Source organism: Mycolicibacterium sp. XJ662 (genome assembly GCF_053484035.1).
Window position 1 is genome coordinate 405,751 of sequence record NZ_JBEFTL010000004.1, and the last position, 14,921, is coordinate 420,671.

At 68.7% G+C, this 14,921-nt stretch carries 14 protein-coding genes and 1 pseudogene; 10 read left to right on the top strand and 5 right to left on the bottom strand.

Going from position 1 to position 14,921, the window contains the following annotated elements; all coding sequences use genetic code 11:
* Positions 1-119: 119 nt before the first annotated feature.
* From ABQE93_RS15500 to hflX, 5 genes are read left to right on the top strand one after another with little or no spacing between them, the layout of a single operon-like run.
* On the top strand, positions 120-1,019 hold the full coding sequence (locus tag ABQE93_RS15500; RefSeq protein WP_448408098.1) for a DMT family transporter: 900 nt from the start codon (positions 120-122) through the stop codon (positions 1,017-1,019).
* A 9-nt stretch (positions 1,020-1,028) separates the two neighbouring features.
* Positions 1,029-1,715, top strand: coding sequence for a class III extradiol ring-cleavage dioxygenase family protein (locus ABQE93_RS15505; protein WP_448408096.1), 687 nt, complete (start codon positions 1,029-1,031; stop codon positions 1,713-1,715).
* Positions 1,712-2,620 (top strand): tRNA (adenosine(37)-N6)-dimethylallyltransferase MiaA, encoded by a 909-nt coding sequence (gene miaA, locus ABQE93_RS15510; RefSeq protein WP_448408094.1) that lies wholly within the window; start codon positions 1,712-1,714, stop codon positions 2,618-2,620. The genes ABQE93_RS15505 and miaA overlap by 4 nt, the downstream gene beginning before the upstream one ends.
* Positions 2,621-2,624: 4 nt before the next feature.
* Positions 2,625-3,497: a diaminopimelate epimerase gene (dapF, locus tag ABQE93_RS15515; RefSeq protein WP_448408092.1), complete on the top strand. Its 873-nt coding sequence runs from the start codon at positions 2,625-2,627 to the stop codon at positions 3,495-3,497.
* Positions 3,498-3,542: 45 nt separating this feature from the next.
* Positions 3,543-4,958, top strand: a complete 1,416-nt coding sequence (hflX, locus tag ABQE93_RS15520) for a GTPase HflX (protein ID WP_448408090.1) — start codon at positions 3,543-3,545, stop codon at positions 4,956-4,958.
* A gap of 69 nt (positions 4,959-5,027) precedes the next feature.
* Here the strand turns inward: hflX and mbp1 are convergent, their stop codons facing one another.
* Positions 5,028-5,270 carry a microaggregate-binding protein 1 gene (mbp1, locus tag ABQE93_RS15525; protein ID WP_448408088.1) on the bottom strand — a complete coding sequence of 81 codons (243 nt, stop codon included), beginning with the start codon at positions 5,268-5,270 and terminating at the stop codon, positions 5,028-5,030.
* 156 nt (positions 5,271-5,426) lie between these two features.
* On the opposite strand from mbp1, the gene ABQE93_RS15530 reads away from it, so the two are divergent.
* Positions 5,427-6,587: an acyl-CoA dehydrogenase family protein gene (locus ABQE93_RS15530; RefSeq protein WP_448408086.1), complete on the top strand. Its 1,161-nt coding sequence runs from the start codon at positions 5,427-5,429 to the stop codon at positions 6,585-6,587.
* Between the two features lie 234 nt (positions 6,588-6,821).
* A complete protein-coding gene (locus tag ABQE93_RS15535) occupies positions 6,822-8,864 on the top strand; it encodes an LGFP repeat-containing protein (RefSeq protein ID WP_448408084.1) in 2,043 nt (680 codons plus the stop codon).
* Here the strand turns inward: ABQE93_RS15535 and lexA are convergent.
* Positions 8,861-9,562 (bottom strand): transcriptional repressor LexA, encoded by a 702-nt coding sequence (gene lexA, locus ABQE93_RS15540; RefSeq protein ID WP_448408082.1) that lies wholly within the window; start codon positions 9,560-9,562, stop codon positions 8,861-8,863. The two genes, ABQE93_RS15535 and lexA, sit on opposite strands and share 4 nt — an antisense overlap.
* 206 nt (positions 9,563-9,768) lie before the next feature.
* Between lexA and ABQE93_RS15545 the strand changes: the two genes are divergently transcribed.
* On the top strand, positions 9,769-10,218 hold the full coding sequence (locus ABQE93_RS15545; RefSeq protein ID WP_448408080.1) for a LysM peptidoglycan-binding domain-containing protein: 450 nt from the start codon (positions 9,769-9,771) through the stop codon (positions 10,216-10,218).
* A 160-nt stretch (positions 10,219-10,378) separates the two neighbouring features.
* Complete coding sequence (gene nrdR, locus ABQE93_RS15550; RefSeq protein WP_448391084.1) at positions 10,379-10,846, top strand: transcriptional regulator NrdR; 468 nt, start codon at positions 10,379-10,381, stop codon at positions 10,844-10,846.
* Between the two features lie 16 nt (positions 10,847-10,862).
* Here nrdR and ABQE93_RS15555 read toward each other — a convergent pair whose 3' ends face one another.
* The 3 genes and pseudogenes from ABQE93_RS15555 to sthA all read right to left on the bottom strand — a co-directional run bounded on the left by ABQE93_RS15555 (position 10,863) and on the right by sthA (position 14,120).
* Positions 10,863-11,549 carry a PhzF family protein gene (locus tag ABQE93_RS15555; protein WP_448408078.1) on the bottom strand — a complete coding sequence of 229 codons (687 nt, stop codon included), beginning with the start codon at positions 11,547-11,549 and terminating at the stop codon, positions 10,863-10,865.
* Between the two features lie 74 nt (positions 11,550-11,623).
* A complete protein-coding gene (locus ABQE93_RS15560) occupies positions 11,624-12,613 on the bottom strand; it encodes a proteasome assembly chaperone family protein (RefSeq protein WP_448408077.1) in 990 nt (329 codons plus the stop codon).
* A 99-nt stretch (positions 12,614-12,712) separates the two neighbouring features.
* Positions 12,713-14,120 (bottom strand): annotated as a pseudogene (gene sthA / locus ABQE93_RS15565) (Si-specific NAD(P)(+) transhydrogenase).
* A gap of 126 nt (positions 14,121-14,246) precedes the next feature.
* On the opposite strand from sthA, the gene ABQE93_RS15570 reads away from it, so the two are divergent.
* Positions 14,247-14,921: hypothetical protein (locus tag ABQE93_RS15570; protein ID WP_448408075.1), on the top strand; the 675-nt coding region annotated here is incomplete at its 3' end.

The following is a 14,921-nucleotide window of genomic DNA, read 5'->3' on the forward strand; positions in this document are numbered from 1 at the left end:
CCGCGCAACGCGGCGCCTGTTCGCTGTTCAACGCTATTCAAACAGGTTGCCTCGCCGCATGCGCACGGCTTCGGGATGCACGCTCTAGCCTCTTGTGGACACATCCGAGAAGGAGGCCGATGGGCGGCGTCAACGAGGCGACGGATCTCGCCGCCCTGCTGGCCATCGGCGCTGCCGTGTTCGTCGCGATCGGCGACGTCATCCACCAGCGACAAGCGCATCAGGTCACCGACGAACCGGTCGGCCACGCCGCGTTGTTCATGCGGTTGCTGCGCGATCGCCGGTGGTGGCTGGGCAGCCTGGTCGCCGCCGCCGGATTCGGCTTGCAAGCCGCCGCGCTCGGCCTGGGATCGGTGCTTCTGGTGCAGGCGCTGCTGGTCACGTCGTTGTTGTTCGCGCTGCCGCTCTCCGCGCGGCTGGCGCACCGCCGGGTGACGCGGTGGGAGTGGACCTGGGCGGTGCTGCTCGCGGTGTCGGTGGCCGTCATCATCACCGTCGGCAACCCGACCGCAGGGCAGGCGCGCGGATCGTCGGAGACGTGGATCGCGGTGCTGGCGGTGCTGGTACCCGCGTTGGCGCTGTGCGTGATCGGCGCCCGGATCCTGACCGGCGCCGCCAGCGCGGTGCTGCTGGCATTGGCCTCCGGTGCGCTGTGGGGGCTGTTCGCGGTGCTGACCAAAGGGGTCGTCGCCCAGCTGGACTTCAGTAGTTGGGCCGGCGTCGCGGCGCTGCTGCGCAGCCCCGAGTTGTACGCGTTGGTGGCGGTGGCGATCGGGGGCACCGTGTGGCAGCAGGCGTCGTTTCGGGCCGGGGCGCTGACCGCGTCGCTGCCGACGATGACCGTCGCCGAGCCGGTGGTGGCCTCGGTGCTCAGCGTGGTGGTGCTGGGGGAGGCGTTGCGCCCGGATGACGCCGGTTGGGTGGCGCTGGTGGTCGCGGTGGTCGTCATGGTGGCCGCGACGGGCGCGCTGGCCCGGGGTGAGGCGGCCAGCGCCGGTCAACCCGCCGCATCGCATTAGCGTGGTGGCGTGCTGAGCGCCATTGCCATCGTCCCGTCGGCACCGGTTCTGGTTCCCGAACTCGCCGCCGGCGCCGCCGCGGAGTCGGCGGACCTGCGTCAGGCGGTGCGCACGGCGGCCGCCGCGCTGCCCGCACGCTGGATCGCGGTCGGTGTGGACCGCGTCGACGCCGTCGTCGCGCCGGATCGGCGTGGCACCTTCGCCGGCTACGGCGCCGACGTCCGCGTCACGCTGGGCCCGGGCGTCGACGGAGAACCCACCTGGCTGCCGTTGTGCGCGTTGGTCACCGGCTGGTTGCGCGGTCAGGTAAGCCCCGAAGCGCGCGCCGAGGTGCGGGTGTATGCCGCGACCCACGGCGTCGATACCGCGCTGGCCCGCGGCCGCGCGTTGCGCGCCGACATCGACGAGGCGGCCGAACCGGTCGGCATGCTCGTCGTCGCCGACGGTGCGCACACGCTGACCCCGAGCGCGCCCGGCGGCTACGAGCCGGATTCGATCCCCGCGCAGCACGCGCTCGACGACGCGCTGGCCGCCGGTGACGTCGCGGCGCTGGCCCGGCTGCCCGATGGCGCCGTCGGCCGGGTGGGCTATCAGGTGCTGGCGGGGCTCATGGAAGCCGGGCCCGCAACGGCCACCGAGCTGTACCGCGGCGCGCCGTACGGGGTCGGCTATTTCGTCGGCGTCTGGAAGCCATGACGCGTCCGATCGCGGTCATCGGGCCGACGGGCACCGGCAAGTCGGAGCTGGCGCTTGGGTTGGCCGAACGCGTCGGCGGTGAGATTGTGAACGCCGACGCCATGCAGCTGTACCGGGGGATGGACATCGGCACCGCCAAGCTGACGGTCCCCGAGCGCCGCGGCATACCGCACCACCAGCTCGACGTGCTCGACGTGACCGAGACCGCCAGCGTGGCGCGCTACCAGCAGGCCGCGGCCGCCGACGTGGAGGCCATCGCGGCCCGCGGTGCGGTGCCGATCGTGGTCGGCGGGTCGATGATGTACGTGCAGTCGCTGCTCGACGAGTGGACGTTTCCGGCCACCGACCCGGCGGTGCGGGCCAAATGGGAACAGCGGCTGGCCGAGGTTGGGGTGGCCGCGCTGCACGCCGAACTGGCGCGGGTGGACGCCGACGCCGCGTCGTCGATCCTGCCGACCGACGGCCGGCGCATCGTGCGGGCGCTGGAGGTGGTCGAGCTGACCGGGGAGCCGTTCGCCGCGTCGTTTCCCGAGATCGGCGCGCCGCGCTGGGACACCGTTATCATCGGATTAGATTGGGACACAACCGTTCTCGATGCACGTCTGCGGCAACGCACGGACAAGATGTTCGCCGACGGGCTGGTCGGCGAGGTGCTTGCGCTGCTGGACCGGGGCCTGCGCGACGGCGTCACCGCGTCCCGCGCGCTGGGATATGCCCAGGTGATCGCCGACCTGGACGGCGGCGGCGACGGCGCCGGGGCCCGCGAGCCGACGTTCGTCGGCACCCGACGCTACGTGCGCAGGCAGCGGTCGTGGTTTCGCCGCGACCACCGCATCACCTGGCTCGACGGCGCCGGCGCCGACAACGTCGAGGCGGCTCTACGAGTGTGGCGCGACGTATCCTGAGCACGTGAGGTTCGCCAAGGGGCACGGCACCCAGAACGACTTCGTGCTGCTGCCCGATCCCGAAGCCGCGCTGGTGCTGACACCGGCCGCCGTGGGGGTGCTGTGCGACCGCCGCCGGGGCCTGGGCGCCGACGGTGTCCTGCGGGTGACCCGGGCAGGCGCCGCGCAGCGCGCAGGTGTGCTCGACCGCCTGCCCGAGGGCGTCGACGCCGACGACTGGTACATGGACTACCGCAACGCCGACGGCTCGATCGCGCAGATGTGCGGCAACGGGGTGCGGGTGTTCGCGCACTATTTGCGCGCCAGCGGGCTCGAAACGCGCGACGAGTTCGTCGTCGGATCGCTGGCCGGCCCCCGCCCGGTGGTGTTGCACGACTGGGACGCCACCACCGCCAACGTCACCGTGGAGATGGGCAAGGCCAACCACTTCGGCACGGGGGAGGCGATCGTCGGCGGGCGGCCGTTCGCCGGGCTGGCGATCGACGTGGGCAACCCGCATCTGGCGTGCGTGGATCCCGACCTGACCCTTGACGAGTTGGCCGCACTCGACGTCGCGGCGCCGGTGTCCTTCGACCGGACACAGTTTCCCGACGGGGTCAACGTCGAGGTGCTGACCGCGCCGGCCGACGGTGCGGTGGCGATGCGCGTACACGAACGCGGTGTCGGCGAAACACGTTCGTGCGGAACCGGAACCGTCGCCGCAGCCGTCGCCGCCCTGGCGTTCGCCGGCGCCACCACAGGCACGCTGGACGTGCGCATACCCGGCGGCGAGGTCACCGTCACCGTCACCGACGCCAGCAGCTACCTGCGCGGTCCGTCGGTGCTGGTGGCCCACGGCGAGATATCGGAGGAATGGTGGCGGGCTGCCCAGCGTTAATTGAGGTGCATGAAAAGTGATCTCCGTGCGAACCTTGATTCGCCTATGACCTATCCCGAATTTCCCATCGACGGCACACCCAGCACGGGTGAGCTCGCCCTCGAAGACCGCACCGCGCTGCGCCGTGTCGCCGGCTTGTCCACCGAGTTGGCCGACGTCTCCGAGGTCGAATACCGCCAGCTGCGGCTGGAGCGCGTCGTGCTGGTGGGCGTGTGGACCGAAGGCAGCGCGGCCGACGCCGACGCCAGCCTGGCCGAACTGGCCGCGCTGGCCGAGACCGCGGGCTCCGAAGTGCTCGAAGGGCTGATCCAGCGCCGCGACAAGCCCGATCCGGCGACCTACATCGGCTCCGGCAAGGCGCAGGAACTGCGCGAGGTGGTGCTGGCCACCGGCGCCGACACCGTCATCGCCGATGGTGAGCTCAGCCCCGCGCAGCTCACCGCGCTGGAAAAGGCGGTCCGGGTCAAGGTGATCGACCGCACCGCGCTGATCCTGGACATCTTCGCCCAGCACGCCACCAGCCGGGAAGGCAAGGCGCAGGTGTCGCTGGCGCAGATGGAGTACATGCTGCCGCGGCTTCGCGGGTGGGGCGAATCGATGTCCCGGCAGGCCGGCGGCCGCGCGGGCGGCGCCGGCGGCGGTGTGGGTCTGCGCGGACCCGGCGAGACCAAGATCGAAACCGACCGCCGCCGCATCCGCGAGCGGATGGCCAAGCTGCGCCGCGACATCAAGGACATGAAGAAGGTTCGCGACACCCAGCGCAGCGGGCGTCGGCGCAGCGAGATCCCCTCGATCGCGATCGTCGGCTACACCAACGCGGGCAAGTCCAGCCTGCTCAACTCGCTGACCGGCGCCGGGGTGCTGGTGGAGAACGCGTTGTTCGCCACGCTCGAGCCCACAACGCGGCGTGGACAATTCGACGACGGCCGGCCGTTCGTGCTGACCGACACCGTCGGGTTCGTGCGACACCTGCCCACCCAACTGGTGGAGGCGTTTCGCTCCACGTTGGAGGAGGTGGTCGACGCCGACCTGCTGGTGCACGTCGTCGACGGATCTGACGTCAACCCGTTGGCCCAGATCAACGCCGTACGGGAAGTGGTCAACGAGGTGATTGCCGACCGCAATGTCCAGGCGGTCCCAGAGTTGTTGGTGGTCAACAAAATCGACGCCGCCAGCGATCTCGCGCTGGCACAGCTGCGCCGGGCGCTTCCGGATGCGGTGTTCGTCTCCGCGCATACCGGTGACGGGCTGGTCCGGCTGCAGTCGCGGATGGCCGAGATGATCGCCCCGACCGACACGGCGGTGGACGTGACAATCCCGTATGACCGAGGCGATCTCGTCAACAAGCTGCACGCCGACGGGCGAATCGACGCCACCGAGCACACCGCGGACGGCACGAGAATCAAGGCGCGCGTGCCGATCCCGTTGGCGGCCAGCCTGCGCGCATACGCGACGTTCTAGCGGATCGGAATACGAAAAGGACGCGAAGGGCGGGCTCCGGCGCCCTTCGCGTCCCTTCGGGTCCTAGCGTTACCGTTGTTCGCTTTCCTGGCGTTTCTCAGCGGTTTCGGCCGCGGCGCGGGCGCTTTCGGCTTCGGCTTCCTTCTGCGCGGCGTTGCGCTGCGCATCGGCCTTGTCCTGCTGGGCCTTGCCCTCGCGGTACAGGTCGTCGCGGCCCGCAACCGCGCCGGCGACCTCTTTGGCCTTGCCCTTGACGCCTTCTACGACGCCCTTGATCCCTTCCTCGGGACCGCTCTTGTTGTCGTCCGACATCGCTGTTTCCTCCCTGGCGGGTTGGTGTGTGACCCGCAGATTCCCCGAACGACTCCGTCGCTAAACCAGTCGTGGCCGACGTCACGGCGCCGCCGACCATCCGGTTGGCTGGGGTAAATTTGCGGATTCATCAAAACTCCGACCGGGAGGTTCCCCATGGCCGGCGTCGTCCAATACGAACGCACCCTTTTCGAGCCCGAGCACGACCTGTTTCGCGAGTCGTACCGGGCGTTTCTGGACCGCCACGTCGCGCCGCACCACGAACAGTGGGAACAGGACAAGATCGTCGACCGCACCGTCTGGCTGGAAGCAGGCAAGCAGGGCTTCCTCGGGATGGCCGTGCCCGAGGAGTACGGCGGGGGTGGCAACCCCGACTACCGGTACAACGCAAGGGTGGTCGAGGAGACCACCGCGGGCGGCTACAGCGGACTGGGTTTCGGGCTGCACAACGATGTGGTGGCCCCGTACCTGATCAAGCTGGCCAACGAGGAGCAGAAGCAGCGGTGGCTGCCGAAGTTCTGCACCGGCGAAACCATCACCGCGATCGCGATGACCGAACCGGGCACCGGCAGCGACCTGCAGGGAATCAAGACCCGCGCCGTCAAAGACGGTGACCACTACATCCTCAACGGGGCCAAGACGTTCATCACCAACGGCATCCACGCCGACCTGGTGATCGTCGTCGCCTGCACCGACCCGGACAAAGGCGCGATGGGCTTTTCGCTGTTGGTGGTGGAGCGCGGCATGGCCGGCTTCGAACGCGGCCGCAAACTCGACAAGATCGGGCTGGACGCCCAGGACACCGCCGAACTGTCGTTCACCGACGTGCGGGTGCCGGCCGAAAACCTGCTCGGCGAGGAGGGTCAGGGCTTCGTCTACCTGATGCAGAACCTGCCGCAGGAGCGCATCGGCATCGCGGTGATCGCCGCTGCGGCAATGGAGTCGACGCTGGAGCGCACCCTGCAATATGCCAAGGAGCGCAAGGCTTTCGGCCGTCCGATCGGCAGCCAGCAGAACAGCCGGTTCCTGCTGGCCGAACTCGCCACCGAAGCCACGGCGGTGCGGATCATGGTCGATGAGTTCATCCGCCTGCACCTCGACGGGAAGCTGACCGCCGAGCAGGCCGCGATGGCGAAATGGTATTCGACGGAGAAGCAGGTGTATTTGATCGACCGGTGCCTGCAATTGCACGGCGGGTACGGCTATATGCGGGAATATCCGGTTGCCCGCGCCTATCTGGACGCTCGCGTACAGACCATTTACGGCGGCACGACCGAGATCATGAAGGAGATCGTCGGCCGTTCATTGGGTGTCTAACTGCGAAAAATCCACCTGTGGCCTGGCCGAATAGCTGGTGCGGCATTTTCCGAAGGCGCGAAATTCGACCGTTGTCCTGGGGCACGACTTGGCAGGTGTTCGAAACTTTCCCGCATCGGCCAGGTATTTTCTCTCCAAGGTCGGCGTGTTCCTCTCGTTGTTGACGCCATTTGACGGCACAGTTGACGGCGCGGTACCGAATCAGGAATTAGGCGCCGACCGCGGGAGGATCTGATGAGCGGGCATGGGACCCGGCGTAGGTGGCGGATCGGCCAGTTGGCCGTCGGCCTGTTGTCGGTGGCGGCGTTGGTCTTGACGGCGCCGGCCGCGTCGGCCCAACCGGAGGTCGAAGCCAACACTGCGATCACGGCCGCCTGGGAGGCCAGCGGCGGCGACGGCGGCGTGCTCGGGCCAAGGCAGGGCGAGGTCTATGCCGTCGGCGAGGGCTTCGCCCAGGATTTCGCCGGCGGCAAGATGTTCTTCACCCCGGCCACCGGCGCGCACTTCATGACGGGCGCGATCCTGGAGAAGTACGAATCGCTGGGCGGGGCCGCCCAAGGCGACCTGGGATTCCCCAAGATCGACGAAAGCCCCGGCCGCGCGCCCAACAGCCGCAACTCCACGTTCAGCGCCAGCGACAACCCGGTGATCTTCTGGACACCCGACACCGGCGCGCATGTCGTCCGCGGACCGATCAACGCGGCGTGGGACGAACTCGGCGGATCGTCGGGATCGCTGGGCGTGCCCACCGAGGACGAGCGCTACCAGGGCGACATCGTCAGCCAGAAGTTCAGCGGCGGCGAGATCACCTACAACACCAAGACCGAGACCTTCACCACCGTGCCACCGGAGCTGGCCGCCCAGTTGGAGGGCCTGCAGATCCCGGAAGACCCGGTAGCCGCGATCAACGCCGCGCGACGGGCTGCGGGCGGGCCGACGGGGCCGCTCGGCGCCGCCGAAGGCCCGCCGTATCCCATCGGCGCCGACGGGCTCGCCCAGAACTTCGCAGGCGGCAAGATCTTCTACTCACCGGACACCGGTGCGAACGTCCTGACCGGTCAGGTGCTCGACAAATACGAAAGTGTCGGAGGGCCCGAGGGCGATCTCGGGTTCCCGGTCACCGGCGAGGTCGACGGCGGCATCACCAACAGCCGGATGAGCACGTTCGCCGCCGAGGACAAGCCGGTCATCTTCTGGACCCCCGATTACGGTGCGGTCATCGTGCGCGGCCCGATCAACGCGGCATGGGCCGAACTGGGCGGCGGCGAGGGGCCGCTCGGGGCTCCCACGGCCGATCAGACCGAGGACGGCGACGTCATCACGCAGCGGTTCAGCGAGGGCGCCATCTCGTGGGACCGGTCGACGAACTCGTTTACCACCGAGCCGGCCAACCTGGCGACGCAACTGGCCGGGATGGACGTACCGGGCGCGACCGCGCCCGCCGCGCCCCCGCCGGCGCAAGGCGCAACCGGTAACGACGGCAACGGTTTTCAGTGGAGCTGGTGGTGGCTGCTGGCCATCGTGCCCGCGCTGATACTCATCGGGTTGGTGGTCTTTGCGACGCTGCGCAACCGCCGCGGCGGCGGTGACGACGAGTTCGCACTTCGCCGCGACGGGTTGGACGACGGCGGGTACGAGCAGGACCGGTTCGGCGCAGACGACGACGCCGCACCTCTGTACAGCACCGGGGACGACGACGTCGCACCCCTGTACAGCGCCGGAGACGACGACGTACCCGATTACAGCGCAGCGGACGCCCCGGAACCCGGGGTGTTCGGCGACGACTACGACGCGGCGCTGTTCGGCGACCGCTACGCGCGTGAGGGCTTGGACTCGCTGTCGTCGCCGAGCGACGAGGCTGCCACCGGCGAGCCGGTGTCGTCGAGCCCGTGGGAAGCGCCACCGCCCGTCGACGTCGGCGCGGAACCAGAACCCGAAGCCGAGGACGAACCGTTGGCCGCGGAGTTCGACGAGGAAGACCCCGACAACGTCGACACCGCGCCGACGCGGGTGCCCACGGAGGCCGAACACAGCGCGCTGACCGACACCGGCCGGCACGCCCGCATCGACCCCGACGAGCCCGAGCCCGCACACCCGGCGTTCCGCCTGCCCCTCGACGACTCCAACGACGCGCCGGAGGGTTATCCGATCAAGGCCGACACCCAGTCGGGCCGGTACTGGCTACCCGGCACCGTGGGCTATGAGGATACGCGGGCCGAAATCTGGTTCACCAGCGAAGAATTCGCGCGCGCGAACGGCTTCGTCCGGGCCGACTAGACCTTACGGATCACGGTTACGACCTTGCCGAGCACGGCCGCCTCGTTACCGGGGATCGGGTCGAACGCCGGATTGTGGGGCATCAGCCACACCTGGTCGCTGGTGCGTTTGAACGTCTTGACCGTTGCTTCGCCGTCGATCATCGCCGCCACGATGTCACCGTTCTCCGCGACGTTCTGCTGACGGACGACCACCCAATCCCCGTCGCAGATCGCGGCGTCCACCATCGATTCCCCGACGACCTTGAGCAGGAACAACGACCCCTCGCCGACCAGCTCACGCGGCAGCGGGAAGACATCCTCGACGGCCTCCTCGGCCAGGATCGGCCCACCCGCGGCGATGCGCCCGAGCACCGGCACGAAGGTCGGCTCCGGTAGCGCGTCCGAGCCTGCCACCTCGGTGACGGCGGGCGTCACGTGGTCGTCGACCCCCCGTACGTCGACGGCCCTGGGCCGGTTGGGGTCGCGGCGCAGATAGCCCTTGCGTTCCAGCGTGCGCAGCTGATGAGCCACCGACGACGTCGACGTCAAGCCGACCGCATCACCGATTTCGCGGATGCTCGGCGGATATCCGCGGGTGCTGACCGAGGCGCGGATGACCTCGAGGATGGTGCGCTGACGCTCGGTCAGACCCGTATCGGGCCGTCGGCGCGCACCGGTGTTGTCGGTATCGCCGGGGGAATCGCTGCTGGAATCCATGGCGCCGAATGTAACGCGCCACCGACGATTAATCAAACATGTGTTCGACGCGTGTCGCGAACAAGCGGAGCGGCATTCGCGCGCCGGGATTTGTCAGACCGCCTCGCTATCGTTTGCAACAGTTCGATCACACGTTCTATTAATCGAACATGTGATCGACTATCTTCGAACACAAGAGCGAATGACGCGAGCTGGAAGGCAGGCAGATGACGATCATCGAGACCCGGAAGAATTCAGCGGCTCCCGCGGTCAGGCCGGGTGTCCGGCCGTCCGGCGCGCGACGGAGGCGGCCGACCCGGCGGCCAGGCGGGGCGCCGATCAGGTACCGGGGGACCGGTGTGGTGGTGTCGCGGGCACCGCATCGGCGCCGCCCGATCACCCCGGCCACCACGGTGGTTCTCGCGCTGATCGCAGCGGCGATCACGGTGTGGCTCGGACTGGTCGCGCAGTTCGGCGGGGTCGTCGGTAACCCCGCCGCGGTGCCGGATCGGCTCGCGGTGGTGCAGGTGCACACCGGGGAGACGCTGAACCAGGTGGCTACGCGGGTGGCGCCGGACGCGCCGGTCGGCGCGGTGGTGGAACGGATCCGTGAGCTCAACGAACTCGACTCCGCGGTGCTGGACGCGGGCCAGACGCTCATCACGCCGGTCGGCTGACGACATCGTGGGCGCTGAAAAGAGGTGCCGCACACCGGTGTTCGTTGACATCTCGGCCAGGTATGCCCGATTCGCCCCGGCGCTGGGCCATCGCGGTGCGGCGCAGGTACGCTCGGAGTCGTCCCAGGTAGTCGTGTGTTGGCGTGGCGAAGGAGCGGTGATGCACTGTCCGTTCTGCCGCCATCCCGATTCGCGGGTGGTCGATTCCCGCGAGACCGACGAAGGCCAGGCCATCCGCCGACGCCGCTCCTGCCCGGAGTGCGGCAAGCGGTTCACCACGGTGGAGACGGCGGTGCTCGCGGTGGTCAAACGCAGCGGGGTCACCGAGCCGTTCAGCCGCGAAAAGGTCGTCGACGGCGTCCGGCGCGCCTGTCAGGGCCGCCAGGTCGACGATGACGCGTTGAACTTGCTCGCCCAGCAGGTCGAGGACACCGTGCGGGCGGCCGGCCCTGAGGTGCCCAGCCATGAGGTCGGGCTCGCCATTCTGGGTCCGCTGCGCGAGCTCGATGAGGTCGCCTATCTGCGGTTCGCCTCCGTGTACCGGGGTTTCAGCTCAGCGGAAGACTTCGAACGCGAGATCGAAGCGCTGCGGGCCCATCGTGAGGCTCCCCAGCCGTCCGCCGGCTGAGCCCTGGCGCCGACGCTCAGTCGATCTGGCGGGGACCGTCGCTGACCACGCGTCCCGAGATGCGCACCCAACCCTCGGCGCTCCACTGGGTGTAGATCTCGGACCCCTTGCCTTGCACGATGGTCAGGTCTCGGCTGAGGTAGTCGGTGATGCGTGCGGCCGCGGAGCCGGTGGCCTCGTCTTCGGGCACGCCTAGGTCGGTCGCGAACATCCGCGACCGCACCACCCCCTCGTCCCGGTCGAGCCACGTCCACAGGTAGTGGTTCACGTCGTCGGGATAGTCCGCCGGGTCGGCGTCCAGCAACTCCTCGGTCGAGGCGATGTCGTGGATCGCGAACTCCGGCGCCCACTCCGAACGTGCGCTGACCGCGGTCAGGTCGTCGTCGTAACTCACCTGGACGATGCCGGCCGGGACCCGCAGGGTGTGGATCGGGGTGCCCTGTTCGCGCAACCACCACGCGGCGCCGACCGTCGGATGCCCGGCGAAGGGCATCTCGGTGCCCGGTGTGTAGATGCGGGCGTGTGCGGTGTTGGTTCCCGGCTGCGGACCTTCGACGAACACGGTTTCGCTGTAACCCAATTGGGTGGCGATCCGTTGCCGATCGTCAGGGTCCACGGCACCGGCGTCGACAACACCGAGCGGATTTCCGTGCTTGCCGTCGCGGTCGGTGAACACCCGCAACACGGTCACGTCGATGGCCATGCGCCGATGCTACTTTGTGCTCTCCTCGCGTCGGCCGCCCCCGACGGTGAGGTGGTCTGGGCGCCCGGGTGGCGCTAGCGGGTGTCGTCGCCGTCCTGGAAGGGATCCCTGGACTTGTCGTCGGACTGTTGAGCGAGGAACCGTTCGAACTCGGCGCCGAGCTCGTCGCCGCTGGGCAGCTCCTCGTCACGCGCCAGCAGCGACCGGTTCTCCTGGGCCGCGACGAACGCATCGTACTGGCGCTCCAGCGCGGTCACCACCTGGGCGACCTCGCTGCTGTCTTCGACCTGTTCGTTCACCTTCATCAGCACTTCGGCGCCCGCCTCGACCAGAGCGTCCAGCGGAAGCTGCAGTGACCCGCTCTTGGCGACCTCGGCCAGCAGCGCTTCCGCGGCCGCGGGGTAGGCGGTCTGCGCCAGGTAGTGCGGGACGTGCACGGTGAACCCGACCACTTCGTGGCCGTGCTGGGCCATCCGGAACTCCAACAGGTTGGACACGCTGGCGGGCACCTGCACCTCGCCGACCCACGGTTGGTGGTCGGCGATCAGCTCCTTGTCGTTGGAGTGCGCTGTGAGCGTGATCGGGCGCGTGTGGGGGACCGCCATCGGGATGGTGCCCAGCCCGATCACCCGGCGCACCCCGAGCCGTTCGGCCAGCAGCCGCACGGCGGTGATGAACCGCTCCCAGCGCAGATCCGGCTCCATCCCGGCGAGCAGCAGGAACGGCGTCCCGACGCTGTCGCGCAGCGCGTAGAGGTTGAGCTCGGGGTCTTCGTAGCTGGTGAAGTGGTCGGTCTTGAACGTCATCAGCGGACGCCGGGAGCGGTAGTCCAGCAGTTCGTCGATGGCGAACGACGCCACCAACTCGGTGTCGAGAGTGTCGCGCAGATGCTGCGCGGCCAGTTTGATCGCGTGGCCGGCGTCGGAGAAGCCTTCGAGCGCATGGATCATCACCGGCCCACGCCCGTCCGCAGAGGACAGTTTGGGCGCCGGGAACTCCAGCTCGTACATGCCGGTCTGCTCCGGCTGGTACTGCTGTTCAGGACTCCCTGGACTGTCGGTCATATGTTTTCGTCTCCTCACCGCGGTGCCAAGACATTAACTCTTCTATCGTTCCAACTGATTTCTGACTCGTTGCGTTCCCGCTGGGCGAGCAAACATTCGTCAGGCACGGAAGTGGTTCAAGGCCCACAGCTTGTTCATCACGTCCAGCGCCGCGACCTTGTAGGCCTCGGAGAACGTCGGATAGTTGAACACGGCGTCGACCAGGTACTCCACCGTGCCGCCGCAGCCCATCACCGCCTGGCCGATGTGCACCATCTCGGTGGCGCTGGTGCCGAAGATGTGCACGCCGAGCAGCTTGAGGTCATCGGTGGAGACCAGCAATTTGAGCATGCCGTAGGAATCGCCGGCGATCTGCGCGCGCGCCAACTCGCGGTAACGCGATACCCCGACCTCGTAGGGGATGGCGTTGCGGGTCAGTTCGACCTCGGTGGCGCCGACATAGGACACCTCCGGAATGCAGTAGATGCCGATCGGCTGCAGGTCGGTCATCCCCTTGGCGGGTTCGCCGAACGCGTGACAGGCCGCGAGCCTGCCCTGATCCATCGACGTGGCGGCCAGCGCAGGGAACCCGATCACGTCGCCGACGGCGTAGATGTGGTCGATCTTGGTCTGGTAGTTGCTGTCGACGGCGATGCGGCCGCGGTCATCGGTCTGCAGCCCGGCCTTGCTCAGGTCGAGCTTGTCGGTCTGGCCCTGCCTGCCGGCCGAGTACATCACGGTCTCGGCAGGGATCTGCTTGCCGCTGGCCAGTGTGGTGACCGTGCCCGCGGACCCGACGTCCACGGCGGTCACCTCCTCACCGAACCGAAACGTCACCGCGATGTCGCGCAGGTGAAACCTCAGCGCCTCCACGATCTCGGGGTCGCAGAAGTCCAGCATGCTGTCGCGCTTCTCGACGACGGTGACCTTCGTGCCCAGCGCGGCGAACATCGATGCGTACTCCAACCCGATCACCCCGGCGCCGACGACCACCATCGTGGCGGGCAGCGACTTGAGGTCGAGGATGCCGTCGGAGTCCAGCACCCGCTCCTCGTCGAACTCGACGCCCGCGGGGCGGGCCGGTTTGGTGCCCGTGGCGATCACGACGTAATCGCCGCTGACCGTGGTGCGCTCGCCGCGCGTCGGCTCCTCGACCAGCACGGTGTGGGCGTCGATGAACCGGCCGTGGCCCTGGATCAGGTCGATGCGGTTGCGCATCAACTGCGAGCGGACGACGTCTTGCTCCTTGCCGATCACATGGGTGGTGCGCGCCAGCAGGTCGGCCGGGGTGATCTTCTCCTTGACGCGGTAGCTGCTTCCGTACAACTCGCGCTGGCTCAGGCCGGTGAGGTACACCACGGCCTCGCGCAGTGTCTTGGACGGGATGGTCCCGGTGTTGACGCAGACGCCACCGAGCATGCGGCCGCGTTCGACGACCGCGACAGTCTTGCCCAGTTTTCGCCGCGGCGATCGCGGCCTTCTGTCCGCCCGGACCGGAACCGATGACCACGAGGTCGTACTCGAGCATGGAACCCATGCAAAAGGTGTACGCCAGTCGCCCCCATCTTGCAGCGCGACTCGCATGACTTCCCGCCATCGTCTGCGTGGGGCGCTGACGCGCGCCTGACCGCCACCCGGCCCGGGCGATGAGACGATGACCGCGATGGTGAACACGAGGTCGTGGTGGGCGTGTGGATGTGCGCTGGTCATGGCGTCGACGATGCTGACGGGCTGCGCCAGGGTGGTCGCCGGGTCCGCCCGCGTCGCGGACTCCGCGCCGGTTCCGATCGCCCAGCTACTGATCGAACCGGCACGCTTTCCGCCGCAGTATCCGGCCGCGGTGCTCGACGGCACCGCGGTGTATCGGGCCTTGCACGACATCGGCGGCGTCGCGGCCGGGTCGGTGGTGACGCCGGCCGACTGCGCGCCGCCGCCGGTCGCAGCCCACCAGAGCGTGGCCGCCGAAGGCATCGACAGCACCACGGCCAGCAGCCTGATCGTCACGGTGACCCGGCCCGCCCCGGCGCTGCGCAAAAGAGGTGAGCAATTGCGCCGGTGCTCGTCGTTCACCGCCGCGCACCACGGCGTCCCGTCCGATGTGACCGTGACGATGCTGCCCAAGCCGCCGGTCGACGCCGACGACAGCCTGGCCGTCGACCAGACCGTCACCCCGCAGACGGGGCCCGCGCGCCGGACCCTGACCTTCGCGGCGCAGATCGGTGACACCCGGGTCAGCGCGACCTGGCTGCATCAAGGTGACGCCGAGGTGCCCGACACCGCCTCGCTGCACACGCTGTTCAACGACGCGGTGTTGAAGGTGCGGCGAAGC